Annotated in this window: 16 protein-coding genes, 1 rRNA gene and 1 other annotated feature; all 17 genes read right to left on the bottom strand. The window is 48.0% G+C overall.

Features of this window, described 5'->3' with window-relative positions:
* A 16S ribosomal RNA gene (locus ACQSGY_RS13205) occupies positions 1 to 281 on the bottom strand; the annotation flags it as partial.
* 478 nt (positions 282 to 759) lie between these two features.
* Entirely contained in the window at positions 760 to 2,373 is a 1,614-nt protein-coding gene (locus tag ACQSGY_RS13210) for a LysM peptidoglycan-binding domain-containing protein (protein WP_427052229.1), read from the bottom strand.
* 199 nt (positions 2,374 to 2,572) lie between these two features.
* The gene (gene ilvE / locus ACQSGY_RS13215) at positions 2,573 to 3,454 is read right to left on the bottom strand and encodes a branched-chain-amino-acid transaminase (protein ID WP_184182448.1); all 882 of its coding nucleotides are present in this window, start codon (positions 3,452 to 3,454) and stop codon (positions 2,573 to 2,575) included.
* A 146-nt stretch (positions 3,455 to 3,600) separates the two neighbouring features.
* The gene (pheA, locus tag ACQSGY_RS13220; protein WP_427052230.1) at positions 3,601 to 4,476 is read right to left on the bottom strand and encodes a prephenate dehydratase; all 876 of its coding nucleotides are present in this window, start codon (positions 4,474 to 4,476) and stop codon (positions 3,601 to 3,603) included.
* The gene (thrB, locus tag ACQSGY_RS13225) at positions 4,473 to 5,441 is read right to left on the bottom strand and encodes a homoserine kinase (RefSeq protein WP_427052231.1); all 969 of its coding nucleotides are present in this window, start codon (positions 5,439 to 5,441) and stop codon (positions 4,473 to 4,475) included. Before thrB ends, pheA begins: the two co-directional genes overlap by 4 nt.
* Positions 5,438 to 6,508: a threonine synthase gene (gene thrC / locus ACQSGY_RS13230; RefSeq protein ID WP_427052232.1), complete on the bottom strand. Its 1,071-nt coding sequence runs from the start codon at positions 6,506 to 6,508 to the stop codon at positions 5,438 to 5,440. Before thrC ends, thrB begins: the two co-directional genes overlap by 4 nt.
* Before the next feature lie 118 nt (positions 6,509 to 6,626).
* Positions 6,627 to 7,913, bottom strand: coding sequence for a homoserine dehydrogenase (locus tag ACQSGY_RS13235; RefSeq protein ID WP_427052233.1), 1,287 nt, complete (start codon positions 7,911 to 7,913; stop codon positions 6,627 to 6,629).
* 98 nt (positions 7,914 to 8,011) lie between these two features.
* Positions 8,012 to 8,449 carry an ACT domain-containing protein gene (locus ACQSGY_RS13240; RefSeq protein ID WP_110898886.1) on the bottom strand — a complete coding sequence of 146 codons (438 nt, stop codon included), beginning with the start codon at positions 8,447 to 8,449 and terminating at the stop codon, positions 8,012 to 8,014.
* A gap of 198 nt (positions 8,450 to 8,647) precedes the next feature.
* On the bottom strand, positions 8,648 to 9,958 hold the full coding sequence (obgE, locus tag ACQSGY_RS13245; protein ID WP_427052234.1) for a GTPase ObgE: 1,311 nt from the start codon (positions 9,956 to 9,958) through the stop codon (positions 8,648 to 8,650).
* Between the two features lie 16 nt (positions 9,959 to 9,974).
* Positions 9,975 to 10,712, bottom strand: a complete 738-nt coding sequence (locus tag ACQSGY_RS13250; RefSeq protein ID WP_111268753.1) for a Spo0B domain-containing protein — start codon at positions 10,710 to 10,712, stop codon at positions 9,975 to 9,977.
* 150 nt (positions 10,713 to 10,862) lie between these two features.
* Positions 10,863 to 11,174, bottom strand: coding sequence for a 50S ribosomal protein L27 (rpmA, locus tag ACQSGY_RS13255; protein ID WP_110898889.1), 312 nt, complete (start codon positions 11,172 to 11,174; stop codon positions 10,863 to 10,865).
* A 23-nt stretch (positions 11,175 to 11,197) separates the two neighbouring features.
* Entirely contained in the window at positions 11,198 to 11,527 is a 330-nt protein-coding gene (locus tag ACQSGY_RS13260; RefSeq protein ID WP_145405252.1) for a ribosomal-processing cysteine protease Prp, read from the bottom strand.
* Between the two features lie 13 nt (positions 11,528 to 11,540).
* Positions 11,541 to 11,852, bottom strand: coding sequence for a 50S ribosomal protein L21 (gene rplU, locus ACQSGY_RS13265; RefSeq protein WP_090919085.1), 312 nt, complete (start codon positions 11,850 to 11,852; stop codon positions 11,541 to 11,543).
* Between the two features lie 14 nt (positions 11,853 to 11,866).
* Positions 11,867 to 11,950 (bottom strand) — a sequence feature (ribosomal protein L21 leader region).
* Positions 11,951 to 12,006: 56 nt separating this feature from the next.
* Entirely contained in the window at positions 12,007 to 13,257 is a 1,251-nt protein-coding gene (locus tag ACQSGY_RS13270) for an Rne/Rng family ribonuclease (RefSeq protein ID WP_427052235.1), read from the bottom strand.
* A 108-nt stretch (positions 13,258 to 13,365) separates the two neighbouring features.
* A complete protein-coding gene (locus ACQSGY_RS13275; protein ID WP_427052236.1) occupies positions 13,366 to 14,226 on the bottom strand; it encodes a M50 family metallopeptidase in 861 nt (286 codons plus the stop codon).
* Positions 14,219 to 15,070 (bottom strand): peptidoglycan DD-metalloendopeptidase family protein, encoded by an 852-nt coding sequence (locus ACQSGY_RS13280; protein ID WP_427052237.1) that lies wholly within the window; start codon positions 15,068 to 15,070, stop codon positions 14,219 to 14,221. The genes ACQSGY_RS13275 and ACQSGY_RS13280 overlap by 8 nt, the downstream gene beginning before the upstream one ends.
* Before the next feature lie 170 nt (positions 15,071 to 15,240).
* On the bottom strand, positions 15,241 to 16,035 hold the full coding sequence (minD, locus tag ACQSGY_RS13285; RefSeq protein WP_184182465.1) for a septum site-determining protein MinD: 795 nt from the start codon (positions 16,033 to 16,035) through the stop codon (positions 15,241 to 15,243).
* Between the last annotated feature and the right edge of the window lie 2 nt (positions 16,036 to 16,037).

Consider the following 16,037-nt stretch of genomic DNA (forward strand, 5'->3'; position numbering starts at 1 on the left):
GTGAGCCGTTACCTCACCAACTAGCTAATGCGCCGCAGGCCCATCCTCAAGTGACAGATTGCTCCGTCTTTCCAGTTCTCTTCAGGCGAAGAAAACAAGTATTCGGTATTAGCTACCGTTTCCGGTAGTTGTCCCAAGCTTGAGGGCAGGTTGCCTACGTGTTACTCACCCGTCCGCCGCTAAGTCTCAGGAAAGCAAGCTTTCCATCAACTCCGCTCGACTTGCATGTATTAGGCATGCCGCCAGCGTTCGTCCTGAGCCAGGATCAAACTCTCCAATAAAGTATTGAAAAGAGCGATAAGCTCATTTTGAACCTGACGAGATTAAAAATCTCATTGTTGATCTTGCAAACAAGATCATTACTCACTCGTTGTTCAGTTTTCAAAGATCAAACTTGTTTCGCATCAGCGCTGTGTTTCAGCGGCGACTTAAATAATGTACCACACACTCAAATCTAATGCAAGAGTTTTTTTATTAATAGTTTTAACCATCAATAAATCACACCGAAAAACTTCAATTAAAGATTGCATATCAATCTGCAAAATAAAGCCTGTATTTATTGTAACATATCTATGAATGGGCTTTCAAACATTAATCCACAATCTTTTTATATATTCTACAAATCAATCGTTCTAAGCCTTCCTTCCGCTCTTTATATACAATCAAGTACATTAAAAAACGAAAAAGCCAGCTCTGCATTTGCAGAACTGACCTTTCCATCATTAGCTGCTCTCTTCAATAACCGCTGACTATAACCACTCAGTTCTGAATCCATGGATTACGACGTTTTTTAGCTACTTTTCGCTGATTTGATGCTGCTGCTGATTTTTCTCTGGACGCGTTACCAGATACAGATACCTTGGGTTTATTTTTGGACACAGCCTTTGTCGATTTTCGCTTCACTGCACTGGACTTACCTGAGGAAGATTTCGGCATGGAGTCTGTTTCTGAATCTGCCTCTTCAATTGCAGCCTGGCTCAAATTCGCATCGTCACGTCCACCCTTCTTCCCACTCTTGGCACCATGTACTTGTGAAGGATACATCTCTCCAAAAGCACCAAGTGGAGAAGGTGGCACCATATTTTGTGCAGGATACGGGTTTTGATAAGCATACTCCATCGGCTGATTCGGCATTACGGATGTCATTTCAGGCGGCATTCCATTGACATGACCGTGCATGCCCCAGGCCGGTTCCTGATAACCATATGCAGGATAAGTATATTGAGGAGCATGTGTGTGTGAGCCGCATCCGCATGGAGGGTATGGAAGCATAGAGTATGGAGATATAAATGGCGGTTGATGGTTCATCTGATGGTTTGCTGCCGCAAAATTATTGAATGGACTATTTACCTGACTTGCTGGCGAAATCGGGAATGCGTTGTTTGCATTTGCCGCCCCTACCGACAAATTAGGCATTACATTGTTGTGATTGTAGGTCTGCTCATCTCCGGTCCATGGACTGTTTGGCATATTTCCTATGCTATAAGAGCCCACATCCTGTATTCCAGGGAAAAGGGAGCTATTGCTCACGCCTGCCGTATACATGTTGTTTTGCTGAACACTGTATACCTCTTGTGCAGGTACGGGAACCTGGGCATACGGATGCTCCATCGGAGCATGAAGCATTTTCGAACCGCATCCGCAAGGAGCCTTGGCAATCGGCGCTACATCCACAGGAGACTGGGTTTCAGGCATAACGGGCAAAGGCATCATATTCGGAGAAGGATTAGGCGGTTGAGGTTTCTCGGCTTCAGCTGCAGGTTCAACTTGAGCTTCTGGCTGTTTCTCCTCTTTTTTGTCCATCTTCTTCTCCGGTTTCACCTCTGGCAATTCAGGTAATTGTGGTAATGCCTCCAGCTCAGGCATAGGCTCAGCCGGGACAACCGGAGCAGGAGCCGGATTTTCAGCCACAGGGGGTGGAGGCGTTGGCACGACAGGTGCCGTTTCTTCTTTTACTCCTGTATACGCTTTGCCTTCGGGCGACAGTTTTTCCTGCATACTCATGTTGCCAATTTCCGTATTGGCATTAGGATTTCCTTGTGTGTGCATGGAAGGAATGTAGACCGTTTCTCCTACTAACAGGGCATTAGGATTTTTCAACTGCGGATTAGCATTAATCATGTCTTTCAAAGGCACTCCCCAGGCTTGTGACAGCTTCCATAACGAATCCCCTTGTACAACCTTGTGACTGTGCAGCACGCCCTCTGGCTTCGGCGTTACAGGCTGTGCAGGAATTTTAACCTTCATGCCGATATCCAGTTTGTCGGGATCTGCAATCTGCGGATTAGCAGCAATTAATGTGTCCAGCGCTACGTTATATTTTTGAGACAGCAGATATAGTGTATCGCCCTTTTTCACCATGTGTATTTTCACAGGGAACTAACCTCCTAAACGTCATACTTGGGCTGTACATTCGCCCATACCGTTACTACATCCTATGCAGCAACTGGGCTAATGACATCACCTGAACAAAAAAAATCCTCCTTAATCCGAAAATCCCGCATACATTACGCATGCCGCATTTTATCGGACAAGGAGAACTTTTGTATTCATTCTGTTAGACGTTAGTGACTTATTCCCACACCTTATAGCCGTCTTTGTCAACAATTTGACGGAAAGCTTCAAGCAATTTCAAGGTAACCGGACCCGCTACGCCAGAGCCAATCGTTCTGCCATCCACTTCACAAGCCGCAATAACCTCAGCAGCCGTTCCTGTGAAGAACACCTCATCTGCAATATACACATCATGAAGCGTGAAAGGCACTTCTTTTAATTCAATGCCAAGCTCGCCGCACAGATCAATAATTGCTTGTCGTGTAATGCCTTCAAGTGCTCCGAGATAACAAGGAGGAGTGTAGACAACACCGTTTTTGATGATGAAAATGTTATCGCTAGAACCTTCGGTTACATAACCTTGCGAGTTAAGCATAATAGCCTCACCAGCACCTGAGTAGTTCGATTGCAGCTTGACAAGGATGTTATTCAGGTAGTTGAGTGATTTGATTTTTGGATTAAGCGCATCCGGGATGTTACGACGCTGAGATACGGATACAGCTTTCAACCCTGTAAGATATGCTTCTTCTGGGTAGATTGCCAGCTGCTCCACAATAATGATCACCGAAGCTTTAGGGCAACGCAGTGGGTCAAGACCCAGGTTCCCCGGACCACGTGACACAATTAGTCGAATATAACCGTTGCGCATATCATTGCGGCGTACCGTTTCAGCCATCACTTCAAGCATCTCGTCGTAGGACAACGGAATGTTCAGACTGATCGATTTTGCCGAATCATACAGACGGTCCAAGTGGGCCTTACATCTGAAAATATTGCCATTGTATATCCGAATCCCTTCGAAAATACCGTCTCCATACAAAAATCCATGATCATAGACCGAAACTTTTGCATTTTCCTTGGTCACATACTGACCATCCAAGTAAATCCACTGTTCTGCCACGACGAACTGCACCTCCGTTAAATATACATGTCCAAACTTGCCGAAACATAATGAACCTGTCCATTGTACATCAAAAATAAAGAAATAACTCGCTTATTTCACACAGATGACGAATGATTCTTCAGCTTGCTCCAACCACACTCCTGTTAACTCGGTGAGGGGTATGTATAACATGGATAGCTGCCAAGAACACGCACCTGACAATTCAGCGCCTCAATCTCGGCCATTGCTGCTGTGAGCAATACGGAATCAACCGTTTCAACCACATCGATGTAAAAATAGTAACTGCCCAGACGTTTCTTGGTTGGCCTTGATTCAAGACGGGTCAAGTTCAGCTTTCTCCAGGCAAAAGCCGACAGCACTTGGTGCAGCGCACCCGGAGCATCCTCAGGCAGCGTTACAATCAGACTTGTCTTCACATGGTCCGCTTTACGCGGAATGCTGACAGGCTCATGACCAATCAGCACAAAGCGGGTGTAATTGTTGTCATGATCCGTCACCCGTTCAGCCATAATGTCCAAGCCATGCTTTCGGGCAGCAAGCTTTGTGCCGATTCCCACCCAGCCTTTTCCCGGATTTTTTTTCACAATTTCTACCGCTTCAGCCGTGCTGTTTACACCTTCGAGATTTGCATCTGGCGAATGCTGACGGATAAAATTCTGGCACTGCGGGATCGCCACAGGGTGAGACATAATTTTCGTAATTTTACTAAAATCATACGAACCATCGTGCATTCGAAATTCGTTCCCATGTCCGATGATATTTTGAATGGACGGGTAGACCCACTCCGCTTGTATCGGAATATCCACCTCATTCACAAGCCAGTCCATATGAAGGCTGACGGAGCCCTCAATTGTATTTTCAAACGGAATCACGCTGTACTGCACACTTCCACTATCGACCGCACGAAATACGTCTGAAATAAGCTTGAAATGATTGAGCTCGAGCGGTTCGCCGTCAAAAAGAAACTCGATCGCTTCGTGTGAGACCGATCCCTCAGGTAAAACTGCAATTCGTTTCATTCGTTAATTTCCCCTTTGATTCGCTCCAGAAAAGGACGTTCATCTTGATCCGGCAGAACAACTACGCCATCCAGATCCGGGTCCAGCCACATCGCAGTGGCATGAATCTCCTCCTGCTTCATGGTGCCCGTCAAATATTGCTCTAATTCAGCTTTGCGAGTGTCGTGACGATCCACCAGTGTCAGCAAGGTTGGTCCAGCCCCGCTTAAAGCTGCTCCTAAAGCACCATGCTCCGATGCGTGCTCCAGAATTTCTGCCATACCCGGAACCAGGGATGCGCGATACGGCTGATGAATCCGATCCGACATTGCCTTTTGAATCATATCCAGTCTACCACTCGCTAAGGCAGCAACGAGCAAGGAAGAGCGGCTCACATTATGCACAACATCAGCTTTCTCAAACTGCTTGGGAACTACATCCCGCGCTTTGGAAGTAGACAGCTGAAAGTCCGGAACGATAACCAAGGCCTGCAGATCCTGATGAGGCTCGATTCGAATATAATCGACACGTTGACCATCCCAGGCTGCTGTAATGATGCCGCCGCATAAGGAAGCGCCGACATTATCCGGGTGTTTCTCCAGTGATGTCGCCATATCCAGCAGTTTGTCGTTCGATAACGGACTCCCGATCAATGCATTTGCTCCAGCAAGCGCGCCAACAATTGCTGATGCACTGCTGCCAAGTCCCCGGGTAAGGGGAATATCCGAATACATTGAAATTTCAAGCTCAGGTACGGAAACCCCCGCTTCATCAAATACCATCTGTGCCACTTCATAAATGAGATTGGATTTATCCAAAGGAAGCCCCGTCAGATGATCACCATACAAATGAAAAGTTGTCTGCGCTGCCGGTTTAATCTCAAGCCAGGCATACAAAGACAAGGCCATGCCCAGGGTATCAAACCCTGGACCGAGATTGGCTGTGCTTGCCGGGATTTTTACGGTTACCTTTTCACGCAAGCTCATACAGACTGCTGCTCCAGTTGAGCAATAGCTGCCATAACCGCATCTTCTGTATCTTCAACGACCAGCGGCTCCACAGCAGCCGTTTGGATTGCTACATTCGGGTCTTTCAGGCCGTTACCAGTCAGCACACATACAACCGTTTCTCCGCCTTTGAAGTACCCTTCACTATGCAATTTGTACACACCAGCCACAGATGCAGCAGATGCAGGCTCTGCAAATACCCCTTCACGTGCAGCAATTGTACGGTAAGCTGACAAAATTTCTTCATCGGTAACATAGTTGATCTGCCCGCCAGACTCCTCCGCTGCAGCAACTGCTGTTTTCCAGCTCGCCGGGTTACCGATTCGGATCGCTGTAGCAATTGTTTCCGGCTCAAGAATCGGCTCTCCTTTTACGATAGCCATAGCTCCTTCAGCCTCGAATCCAACCATGCGCGGCAACGTGTTTGATTTGCCTGCCTCTTTATACTCTTTAAAGCCTTTCCAGTATGCAGAGATGTTACCCGCATTACCAACTGGAATAGCCAGAACATCTGGTGCATCTCCCAATTGCTCAACCACTTCAAAAGCAGCTGTCTTCTGTCCTTCAATCCGATATGGATTGACAGAGTTTACAAGTGTAATCGGGTGTTTCGCAGTAATTTCACGAACAATCTCAAGCGCACGGTCAAAGTTACCGTTAATGGCGATGACCTTGGCACCGTAAATCATCGCTTGAGCAAGTTTACCCAGTGCGATATTGTTATTCGGAATCAGCACGATACAGTTAAGCCCGCCACGTGCGGCATATGCTGCTGCTGCTGCGGAAGTATTTCCTGTAGATGCACACATAATTGTACGGCTGCCTTCTTCCATCGCTTTGGCAACGGCCATCACCATTCCACGGTCCTTGAAGGAACCCGTCGGGTTCAAACCTTCATACTTGAAATACAAATTTAAACCGAGCTCCTTCGACAGATTCTCTGCGTGAATCAGCGGTGTATTCCCTTCCTGAAGTGTAAGCTGCGGAGTATTTTCATTGACTGGAAGGTGCTCTTTGTACGTTTGCAGTAATCCTTGATATCTCATTGTGGGTAAACTCCTTTATGATTAATTATTCTATAATATCGAATGATAGGTGGCTTGCAATATATTGCAAAACACAAATTTGATAATCCATTTATTTTACAATACCGCTCAAAAGGCACTATCCTTCCACGCGGTAAACACTTTTGATCCGTCGAATGACATGCAGTGATTCAAAATGCTTAAGCACTTTGTCCATGCTCGCCTTGCTTGCATTATGCGTAACGATAATGATCTCGGCATCCGGGTTATGCTCATTCGGCTGTTGAACAACCGAAGCCAGACTGACTTCGTATTCCGCGAAAATCTGTGTAATCTGCGCCAGCACGCCAGCTTTGTCATCCACGTGCAGCAGTATGAAATTTTTCGAAAAAATCTGCTCATCGCTCTGCAGTCTCTTCTGTTTATAAGGCACGATTGCCTTTACCCCGTTGACACCAAGTTTGAGGTTTTTGGTCACCGCGACGATATCAGCGACTACAGAAGTTGCTGTTGGCAGCTCTCCTGCACCGGCACCATAGAACATCGTTTCGCCTACAGCCTCACCATGCACATACACAGCGTTGAACACACCGTTGACAGAGGCTATGGGATGGTTCTGTCTTACCATCGTTGGCTGTACACTAATCGTGATTTCATCATCACTGCGATCAGCGATACCGAGCAGCTTCAGTTCGTACCCGAGTCTTTTGGCATAAGTGATATCCTCACGTGTGACATTGGATATGCCTTTCACTGTAACATCCTTCAGCTCCACATTGGTACGGAAACCAAGGGTGCTCAAAATTGCCATTTTCCGGGCAGCATCGAGCCCTTCTACATCAGACGTCGGGTCTGCTTCTGCATACCCCAGAGCCTGTGCTTCTGCCAGCACCTCTTCATAAGAGACACCTTCCTGACTCATTTTCGTCAAAATATAGTTCGTTGTGCCGTTCACAATCCCCATAATCCGGGTGATCCGGTCAGAGGAGAAACCTTCAATCAATGTCCGGATAATCGGGATACCACCCGCCACACTAGCCTCATAAAATACGTCACATTGCTTTTCCTGCGCTTTGGCCAGAATCTCCGAACCATGCAAGGCCATAAGGTCCTTGTTTGCAGTCACAATATGTTTTCCCCGCTCCAGCGCCTCAAGGATATATTCCTTCGTCTGGTCAATGCCGCCCATTACCTCAACGATAATATCGATGTCGGGGTGACGAATAACTTCCCAAGGGTCCTCAGTCAGCTTTGTGCGCTCAATCGGAATAACACGATCTTTCTCCGTATTTTTCACTGCGATTTTCTCAATGATAATCGGTGATCCAACCTGACTGCTCAGATCCTCCTGATTCCCCTCAACGATACGAACAACACCTGTTCCAACCGTTCCAAGGCCTAACAATCCGATTTTTACCGGTTTCACTAACGACCTACCCCCTAATCTCTGATCACGTCTGTCCATCTTGCAACGCTTCACTCCTGGTTCCACTGCATCTTATCTCCAACGATCTGAAAGCCTGATTAACCTTGGCCTACGATACGTGTGCGCTTCACTCCAGGCATATCCTGCATTCGATCCAGCATTTCACCAATCTCCCCGTGCAGATGTGTCGTTTCCACAGAGATGACAACATTGGCTCTTCCTTGAAGCGGAATACTTTGATTAATCGTAAGTACGTTAGCTCCATACCCTGCAAAATGTCCAAGCACCCTGGACAGAATACCCGACTGATGCTCCAGGTCAATAGAGATGGTTACGATTCGTTCACGCTCCAGCTGATTGATCAGATGGATTCCATCCTTGTACTTATAAAAGGCGCTCCGGCTCAATCCAACCTGCTCCACAGCCTCATGTACTGTTTTGACATCACCGGAAGCAAGCAGTTCTTTCACCTGCATCGTTTTAACTACAGCCTCCGGCAAAATATCTTCCCGTACTAAGTAATAGCGTTCATTCACAGAACGTCCTCTCCTCAAAGACTCATGTTTTCATATAGTGGACATTATATAGGATGAATCACAAAAGGGCAATACGTGACATGACTATTTTTTCGAAAAACTGTTTCTCACAGTATACAGGCTTCTGTCTCTCTCATGTGTGAAAAAAGCAAAAAAAACGCAGCGTCACGGGTAAATCCCCGCTTCACTGCGTTCTTCCTAGTAGTAACTGCTGCCTTCCACAAACTCAAACTCGAAATCGCCAATACGCACAATGGTGCCTTCAACAGCGCCACGTTTACGAAGCTCATCATCCACACCCATATACCGGAGTGTGCGCGCCAGCTTCAGAATAGCTTCATGCGAGTTCAACTGCATACGTTTCATCATACGATCAATCTTGGCACTTTCCACGATGAAGGTATCGTTCTCACGCACAATACGGAAGCCTTCGTCTTCTTTTTTCTCCAGGCTGTACACTTTGCGTTCTGACAGCTCAGCAACTTCCTCCACCTCAGGCTCATCCGGAATCTGATCCAGCAGATCAGCTGCACAGTAGAGCAGTTCCTGAATACCCTGACGTGTCAACGACGATATAGGCATCACTTCAATATCCGGCTTCACCTCACGCACCTGCTGCAAAAATTGCTCCAGATTAGCTTCGGATTCCGGCATATCCATCTTGTTCGCGGCAACGACCTGCGGTCTCTCGGCGAGCACAGGGTTGTACAATCTCAGCTCATCATTGATTTTCTGCCAATCCTCAAAAGGGTCACGTCCTTCTGAACCGGACATATCCACAACGTGGATGATGACCCGTGTCCGTTCAACGTGCCGCAGAAATTCATGTCCTAGCCCTACACCTTCATGGGCACCTTCAATCAGACCCGGCAAATCGGCCATCACAAAGCTGCGACCTTCACCCACGTCAACGACACCCAGGTTCGGTGTAATCGTCGTAAAATGGTACGCTCCGATCTTCGGCTTGGCTGCCGACACCACGGACAGCAGCGTAGATTTCCCTACACTCGGGAAACCGACGAGACCCACATCCGCCATAACTTTAAGCTCAAGTACGATATAACGCTCTTCGCCTTCTTCACCATTCTCTGCAAGCTCGGGTGCAGGGTTTCTCGGGGTTGCAAACCGGATGTTCCCCCGGCCGCCCCGGCCGCCTTTGGCAACAACAACCTGCTGACCATGACGTGTGAGATCAGCCAGCACTTCTCCGCTGTCCTCATCAATGATAACGGTACCTGGCGGGATGCGTACAATCATATTTTCCGCATTTGCACCATGTTGGCTTTTGTTCCGTCCCTTTTCCCCGCGCGGGGCTTTGAAGTGACGCTGGTATCGGAAGTCCATCAACGTGCGCAGACCTTCATCTACCCGGAAAATAATATCAGCTCCACGGCCGCCATCGCCGCCTGCTGGACCACCTTCCGGTACATACTTCTCACGACGGAACGAGACGATTCCGTCTCCTCCATCTCCGGCTTTTACATAAATCTTCGCTTTATCAACAAACATTGGTTACCCCTTCTTCCTATATTCCACAAGGCATTCTGAATTGTATAAACGTATCCCCAGACGGAATGTGCTCCGTTCTGACTTTTTTCCCTTTGAGTACGGCAGCAAGCTGCCGCAGCGTTTCTGGATCAGGAGTTTGATCCCCTTCCAGCCGAACGACTACATCTCCATGATCCTGCCCGAAGTTCAAGGTCAGTTTGCGAACCTCTCCCCAAGACGACCGGCCGCCGCCATATTGATAGGCCCGAATTGCATCCGCAATCGCCCCCGTAAGCGACTCGCCATCCTCGGGAGAGACCAGAGCGCTGAGCTGCAGCTCTTCCTCCACTTCCACATGCAATTCCAGCGCAACTCCACTGGCCCGGAAAGACTGCAAATAAAATACGAGAGAAGGAATACCGAGTTTGGATATCCGGCTTTCCTCATTCACCCTCTCCTTTATTCTTTCCACACATTGCAGGGATTTATCAAGCTTGCCCAGTCTGAGATATCCATATAACACCTGAAGATCGTTCATCCAGTCATGCCGATGATGATTTAATGAGGCTATTGCAGTTTTTTCCATGGATTGTATAATGCTTTTGCGTACCGCCTCCGCCTGTTTCTTCAGCGCATATGCAGAAATGAACATTGCCACAACCGACCACAACGCACACACGACACTCGCGAAGGGTGCCGGATACAGCATAACAAAAACCAAAGGAATCACAAGCGAACATGCCGCAATCCACGGCACTCTTTTCCAGGATTTCATGGCTTCTCCCCGTTCTACAAAACTCGGTTGGTCTAAACCCACCGTAACCCAGTATAACATGTCTTTTCTGCCAGTTCATTAACGAATAGTCGCCGAATGCAAAAAACCTCCGGCAAAAATGCCGAAGGCTCCTTAGGCGGAATGCCGATATTACGCTTCTACTGCAGCTGCTACAGGAGCAACGTCTACAGGGTAGATGCTTACTTTTTTGCGATCGCGACCCCAACGTTCGAATTTAACAACGCCGTCGATTTTCGCGAACAAAGTGTCATCTTTACCGATACCCACGTTTGTTCCTGGGTGAATTTTCGTTCCGCGTTGGCGAACGAGAATGCTGCCACCAGTTACAGTTTGGCCATCTGCACGTTTAACACCCAGACGTTGTGCATTACTGTCACGTCCGTTCTTCGTGGAACCTACACCTTTTTTCGATGCGAACAACTGAAGATTTAATTTCAACATGATTGGTTTTCCTCCTTCTTTATTTATTGGTGCTGCTGTATTTGAATATACTTCCCGTATGACTCTTCAATATTAGAGAGCATAACTACCATGGATTCGAGCAACAGCTGTACCTGGGAATACGTTTCCCCTTTTGCCAGCATTGGTAAAGAACCGCTCAGAAAGCCATTCTTCATCTTGGCATGCATCTCGACACCAGTCAATGCCTCAATCGAGTTCACTGTACCTACTGTAACAGCAGATACCCCGGCACATACGATATCTTCTCCCCGCTTGGCAAAATTGGCATGCCCTTCGATGGAAAAGCGTTCGATGTTCCCGTCCTCATCACGAAAGATTTGAACGATAATCACTTATCGCACCTTCTTACGCTTTGATTTTTTCGATAGTTACTTTAGTGTACGGTTGACGGTGACCTTGCTTCACATGGTAGTTCTTTTTCGGTTTGTATTTGTATACAACAACCTTTTGACCTTTGCCATGTTTCTCCACTTTAGCCGTTACAGTAGCTCCGGAAACCAATGGTGTACCTGCTGTCAAACCTTGATCGTTAGATACAGCCAGGACACGGTCGAACGTTACGCTTTCGCCGTCGTTCGCATTCAATTTCTCGATGAACAGAACATCGCCCTCTTGGACTTTGTACTGTTTGCCGCCTGTTTCAATAATTGCGTACATTTGCCTTGCACCTCCTCATGTCTCAGACTCGCCCGGTCTCAGGTGACAGCGCCTTGCGGAGCTGTTCTTGTACCCGGCCAGTGCGGTTACAGCATGTGCAAGACCTATTGGCTAAACACATACTTGATGATTATATCACGCAGCATATCAAAAATCAATGCAAAGGTAAAATATATCTTTTCCCCGTCCCATGACAGGAGGAACAAGCCTCGACATAAGGCAGCGTGCTCTCTTCTCTTACTTTTTTGCGAGTTAATTCAAGCAGTCCGAGCTTGGTCCATCCCAGAACAAATGCCTTCGTTCGGTCCTTGCGCAGTTCCTGCTCCAGTGCGGCTGCCACTTCATGCCGATTCGCTGCTTCTTCCATATCAATGAAATCAACAATAATCATACCGCCGATATCCCGCAGTCGCATTAACCGGGCAATCTCAACGGCGGCCTGCATATTGGTTTCGGTGACCGTCTCTTCCAGACTGTCTCCGCCTGACCCTGTATATTTCCCCGTATTCACATCGATGACTGTCAACGCTTCAGTATGATCAATGACGATATAACCGCCTCCCGGCAGCCAGACCTTGCGGGCAAAGTCCTTGTTCAGCTGTTCCTGTACGCCATAAGCGTCAAAGATCGATTCCGTTCCCGAATGCACCCGAACCCTCGGTTCATCTCCCGGACAGATTTCCTCCAGCAGCGTGCGAATCACCTGAGCTTGTGCTTCACTATCCGTGATCACCTCGTCACTTCCAGGTGTATACACATCACGAATGACCCGCTGAATCATGCTTTGATCACGATGCAAAAGGCTTGGAGAAGGCAAACTATCGGCTTTTTCCCGAATCAGCAGCCACTGTGAGCGCAAGGTTTCCAGATCAGTCTGAATCGCTTCGTGCTGCTCCTCTGCAGAGACGGTACGAATAATCAGCCCTTCTTCATCCCGGCACAGCTGCTCACCTAGCGCTTTGAGGCGTGAACGATCACTCTCTCTGGCGATTTTCTTCGAGACTGCAACATAACCTGCTACCGGCATGTAAACAAGCCAGCGGCCCGGAAGTGAATAGTGTGTAGTCACCCGGGCTCCTTTGCTTCCGACCGGCTCCTTGAGAACCTGCACGATGATTTCCTGTCCCGGCCGCAGCAACTCCGAGATCGAGGGTTTTATCTTGGGCTGTTTCTCCAGGTGAGGATGGAGCACATCGTCCACATACAGAAATGCATTTTTTTTCTGACCGATATCTACAAAAGCAGCCTGCATACCTGGCAGCACATTAACTACCCGTCCCTTGAAAAAGGAACCCAGCAGCCCGCGCTCTCGTGTACGCTCTGCCGTGAATTCCACAGCCTTGCCTTCTTCCAGAAGCGCCATTTGCATGAGGTTATGTTCATTATGTACGATCATTTGTTTCATGGCTTCACCTCTAGAAGACACTTCAATTCTTCCACATCCATTTCATATTATAGGCCCTACCTGTCATATAGGTATTACCCCGTTTCCGAACAGTCTCATCAGCATACGTTAGCGTTTATCCATATTTTGTTGAAAATAGGAACCGATCACACGCTGCTCCGGCAAAACGGCCATCACTCGTCCCTGTTTATTCATAACGTATACCATATGGTATCTCTCTCTTTTTAATAGACGCAAAATAGTGTCCAAAGGTTTCGCTGGAAACGAGATTATTGGCTGAGCCAGACTGCCCGCGGCAGCATGCCGCACAAAGACAGCCTCACGATTCATAAGAAAACGGATAAAACGATAAGGAACGTTCCGATAATCCGTCACATTGGAATAAAATAAAAAAAGACCGATTAATAAAATGTTTAACGGGAGCCCGTATTCCCCGGCAAACCACCTGCTGATTGCAACCAAAATAACCCCTGCGCTGCACAGGATGCTGATGCGATACGTCCACATGAGTGTTGTATAATATGGAGCCCACAGGCTGACAAGGGCTTGTACAATTTTCCCACCATCCAGAGGCAGCACTGGCAGCAGATTAAACAAAGCAATGAGCATGTTGGCTTGAATGACATAGTCCAGAAATACCGGATCACCCAACTGAAGATAACGCAGCAGTAAAACCATGCCAACCATCAGCAGATTTTGCAGCGGGCCCGCCAAGGCGATTATGATTTCGCGATACGCTGTCAGCTTTCCCCCATCTTCAATGACTGCCACTCCCCCGAAAGGAAGCATCTGTATGGATTGCACACGACAGCCCAGAAGGGCTGCCGCAGCAGCATGTCCGCATTCATGAATAAATACAATCGCAAACAGCGTAATCAGCTCCATAAAATGTCCGGTTAACAGAGAGGTCAGCATGATGATTACAAAAAAGGGGTGAAGCGAGATGCGCACCCCCCATACCCTAATCAAGGGAGACGACTTCCGCAGGGTCCACGTACTCTTCTCCTTCTTTTATCGCAAAATAAAGCGTAGCTGGCTGTTCACTGCTTCCAGCCTTGAGAGTACCTACGGTGTTTCCCGCTTCGACCCAGTCGTTCTTTTGAAGCTCACTCTCGTTTAATCGCCCGTAAATTGCCGTCACCTTGCCCGTATGCTGTATTACCACGGTGTACCCGCTCTCGACATCTCCGAGCACCTCCAGCACTCGACCAGCACCTGAGCTGACGACCTGCACAAGTCCTCCCGCAGCCACAGCATCAGGAACAATCTCGATGCCCTTCATGCTCAGAGCAAACGGCTGAACGACTGTTCCCGAAACCGGTTTTCCCAGCAGTTGCCCGATTCCCGAGCCGTTCACCGCATCCGTTGTATGGCCCAGCACAGGCAGGAAGGACGGGGTCCCGCCAAAGTTTCGCTCATACCACGCAGCGGCAGCAGCAAAATCCATATCATTGTGAAGCGCATCGGCAATAACCGTTTTGGGCGTTATCGTCCATGACGCATCTAACTGGAACAGTCCCCAGACACCAGCAAAAATGATTGCACTCACCATCGTTCGCCGAAGCAGCGATCGAAGAATATGAAAGCCGGAGCGCCCTGGTGAGCCATAATGTGAATTTTCCTTTTTCCACAGCCACTCCGGATCTCTTTCCTGAGGTTCTTCTACAACAACAAACGGCTTCTGCCGGAAGCTTTCAGTTCGCTCGCTGCGAGGAGCAGACTTCTGTTCCTGCATGATTTCATGCACTGCCCCATCCATCAGCCGCCGAATTCGCTCTTCTCTTCTCTGCTTGATTCTGCGTTTCGTATTCATGAAATATCCTCCCACTGAGGCTTGTTTACTACATCCTATGAGACAAGAACAGAGAATATGAACAAGCCTGTATCCGGTCCCCTAAATAAATCGCAGGTTAACAGAGTAAAAAAAAAAAAGCCGGGCACACGGCCCCGGCTGCAACACATTACATATAAATTCGGTTTATGTTACCCCATTCCAAAAAACTTCTTGAACCGGGCAAATGCACCCTTCTTCTGCTCCAGCTGCATTAACGGTACGGTATCGCCGAGAATACGTCTTGCAATGTTGCGATATGCAATCGCCGCAAGTGAATCGGGGTTCATCACGGTTGGTTCACCTGAATTGGCAGCCTTGATGACGAGTTCATCATCCGGCACTATGCCAATCAAGTCAATATTAAGTACTTGTAAAATGCCATCGATATCCAGCATGTCACCTGATTTCACCATGTTGTTGCGAATCCGGTTCACGACCAGCTTCGGTGACTGGATGTGTGAACTTTCAAGCAATCCGATAACACGGTCCGCATCACGCACTGCTGCATTTTCCGGTGTAGTGACAACGATGGCCTGATCTGCTCCTGCTACTGCATTTTTGAATCCCTGCTCTATGCCAGCCGGGCAATCAATAATGACGTATTCAAAATCTTTTTTCAGTTCAAGGATGATATCCTTCACCTGTTCTGGCGATACAGAGTTTTTGTCTCTCGTCTGCGCTGCAGGCAGCATGTATAATTCCTCGAAACGCTTGTCTTTCACCAAAGCCTGGTTCAGACGGCAGCGGCCGTCCGCAACATCGCACAGATCGTAAATAATACGGTTCTCGAGTCCCATCACGACATCCAGATTACGCAGGCCGATATCCGTATCGACCAGACATACCTTTTTGCCGAGCAGCGCCAGCGCTGTCCCGATGTTTGCCGAGGTGGTTGTTTTACCCACGCCGCCTTTACCCGAAGTGATCACGATCGCCTCTCCCATGA

It is taken from the genome of Paenibacillus sp. TC-CSREp1 (assembly GCF_050171015.1).
In the GTDB taxonomy this organism is placed as follows: domain Bacteria; phylum Bacillota; class Bacilli; order Paenibacillales; family Paenibacillaceae; genus Paenibacillus; species Paenibacillus silvae.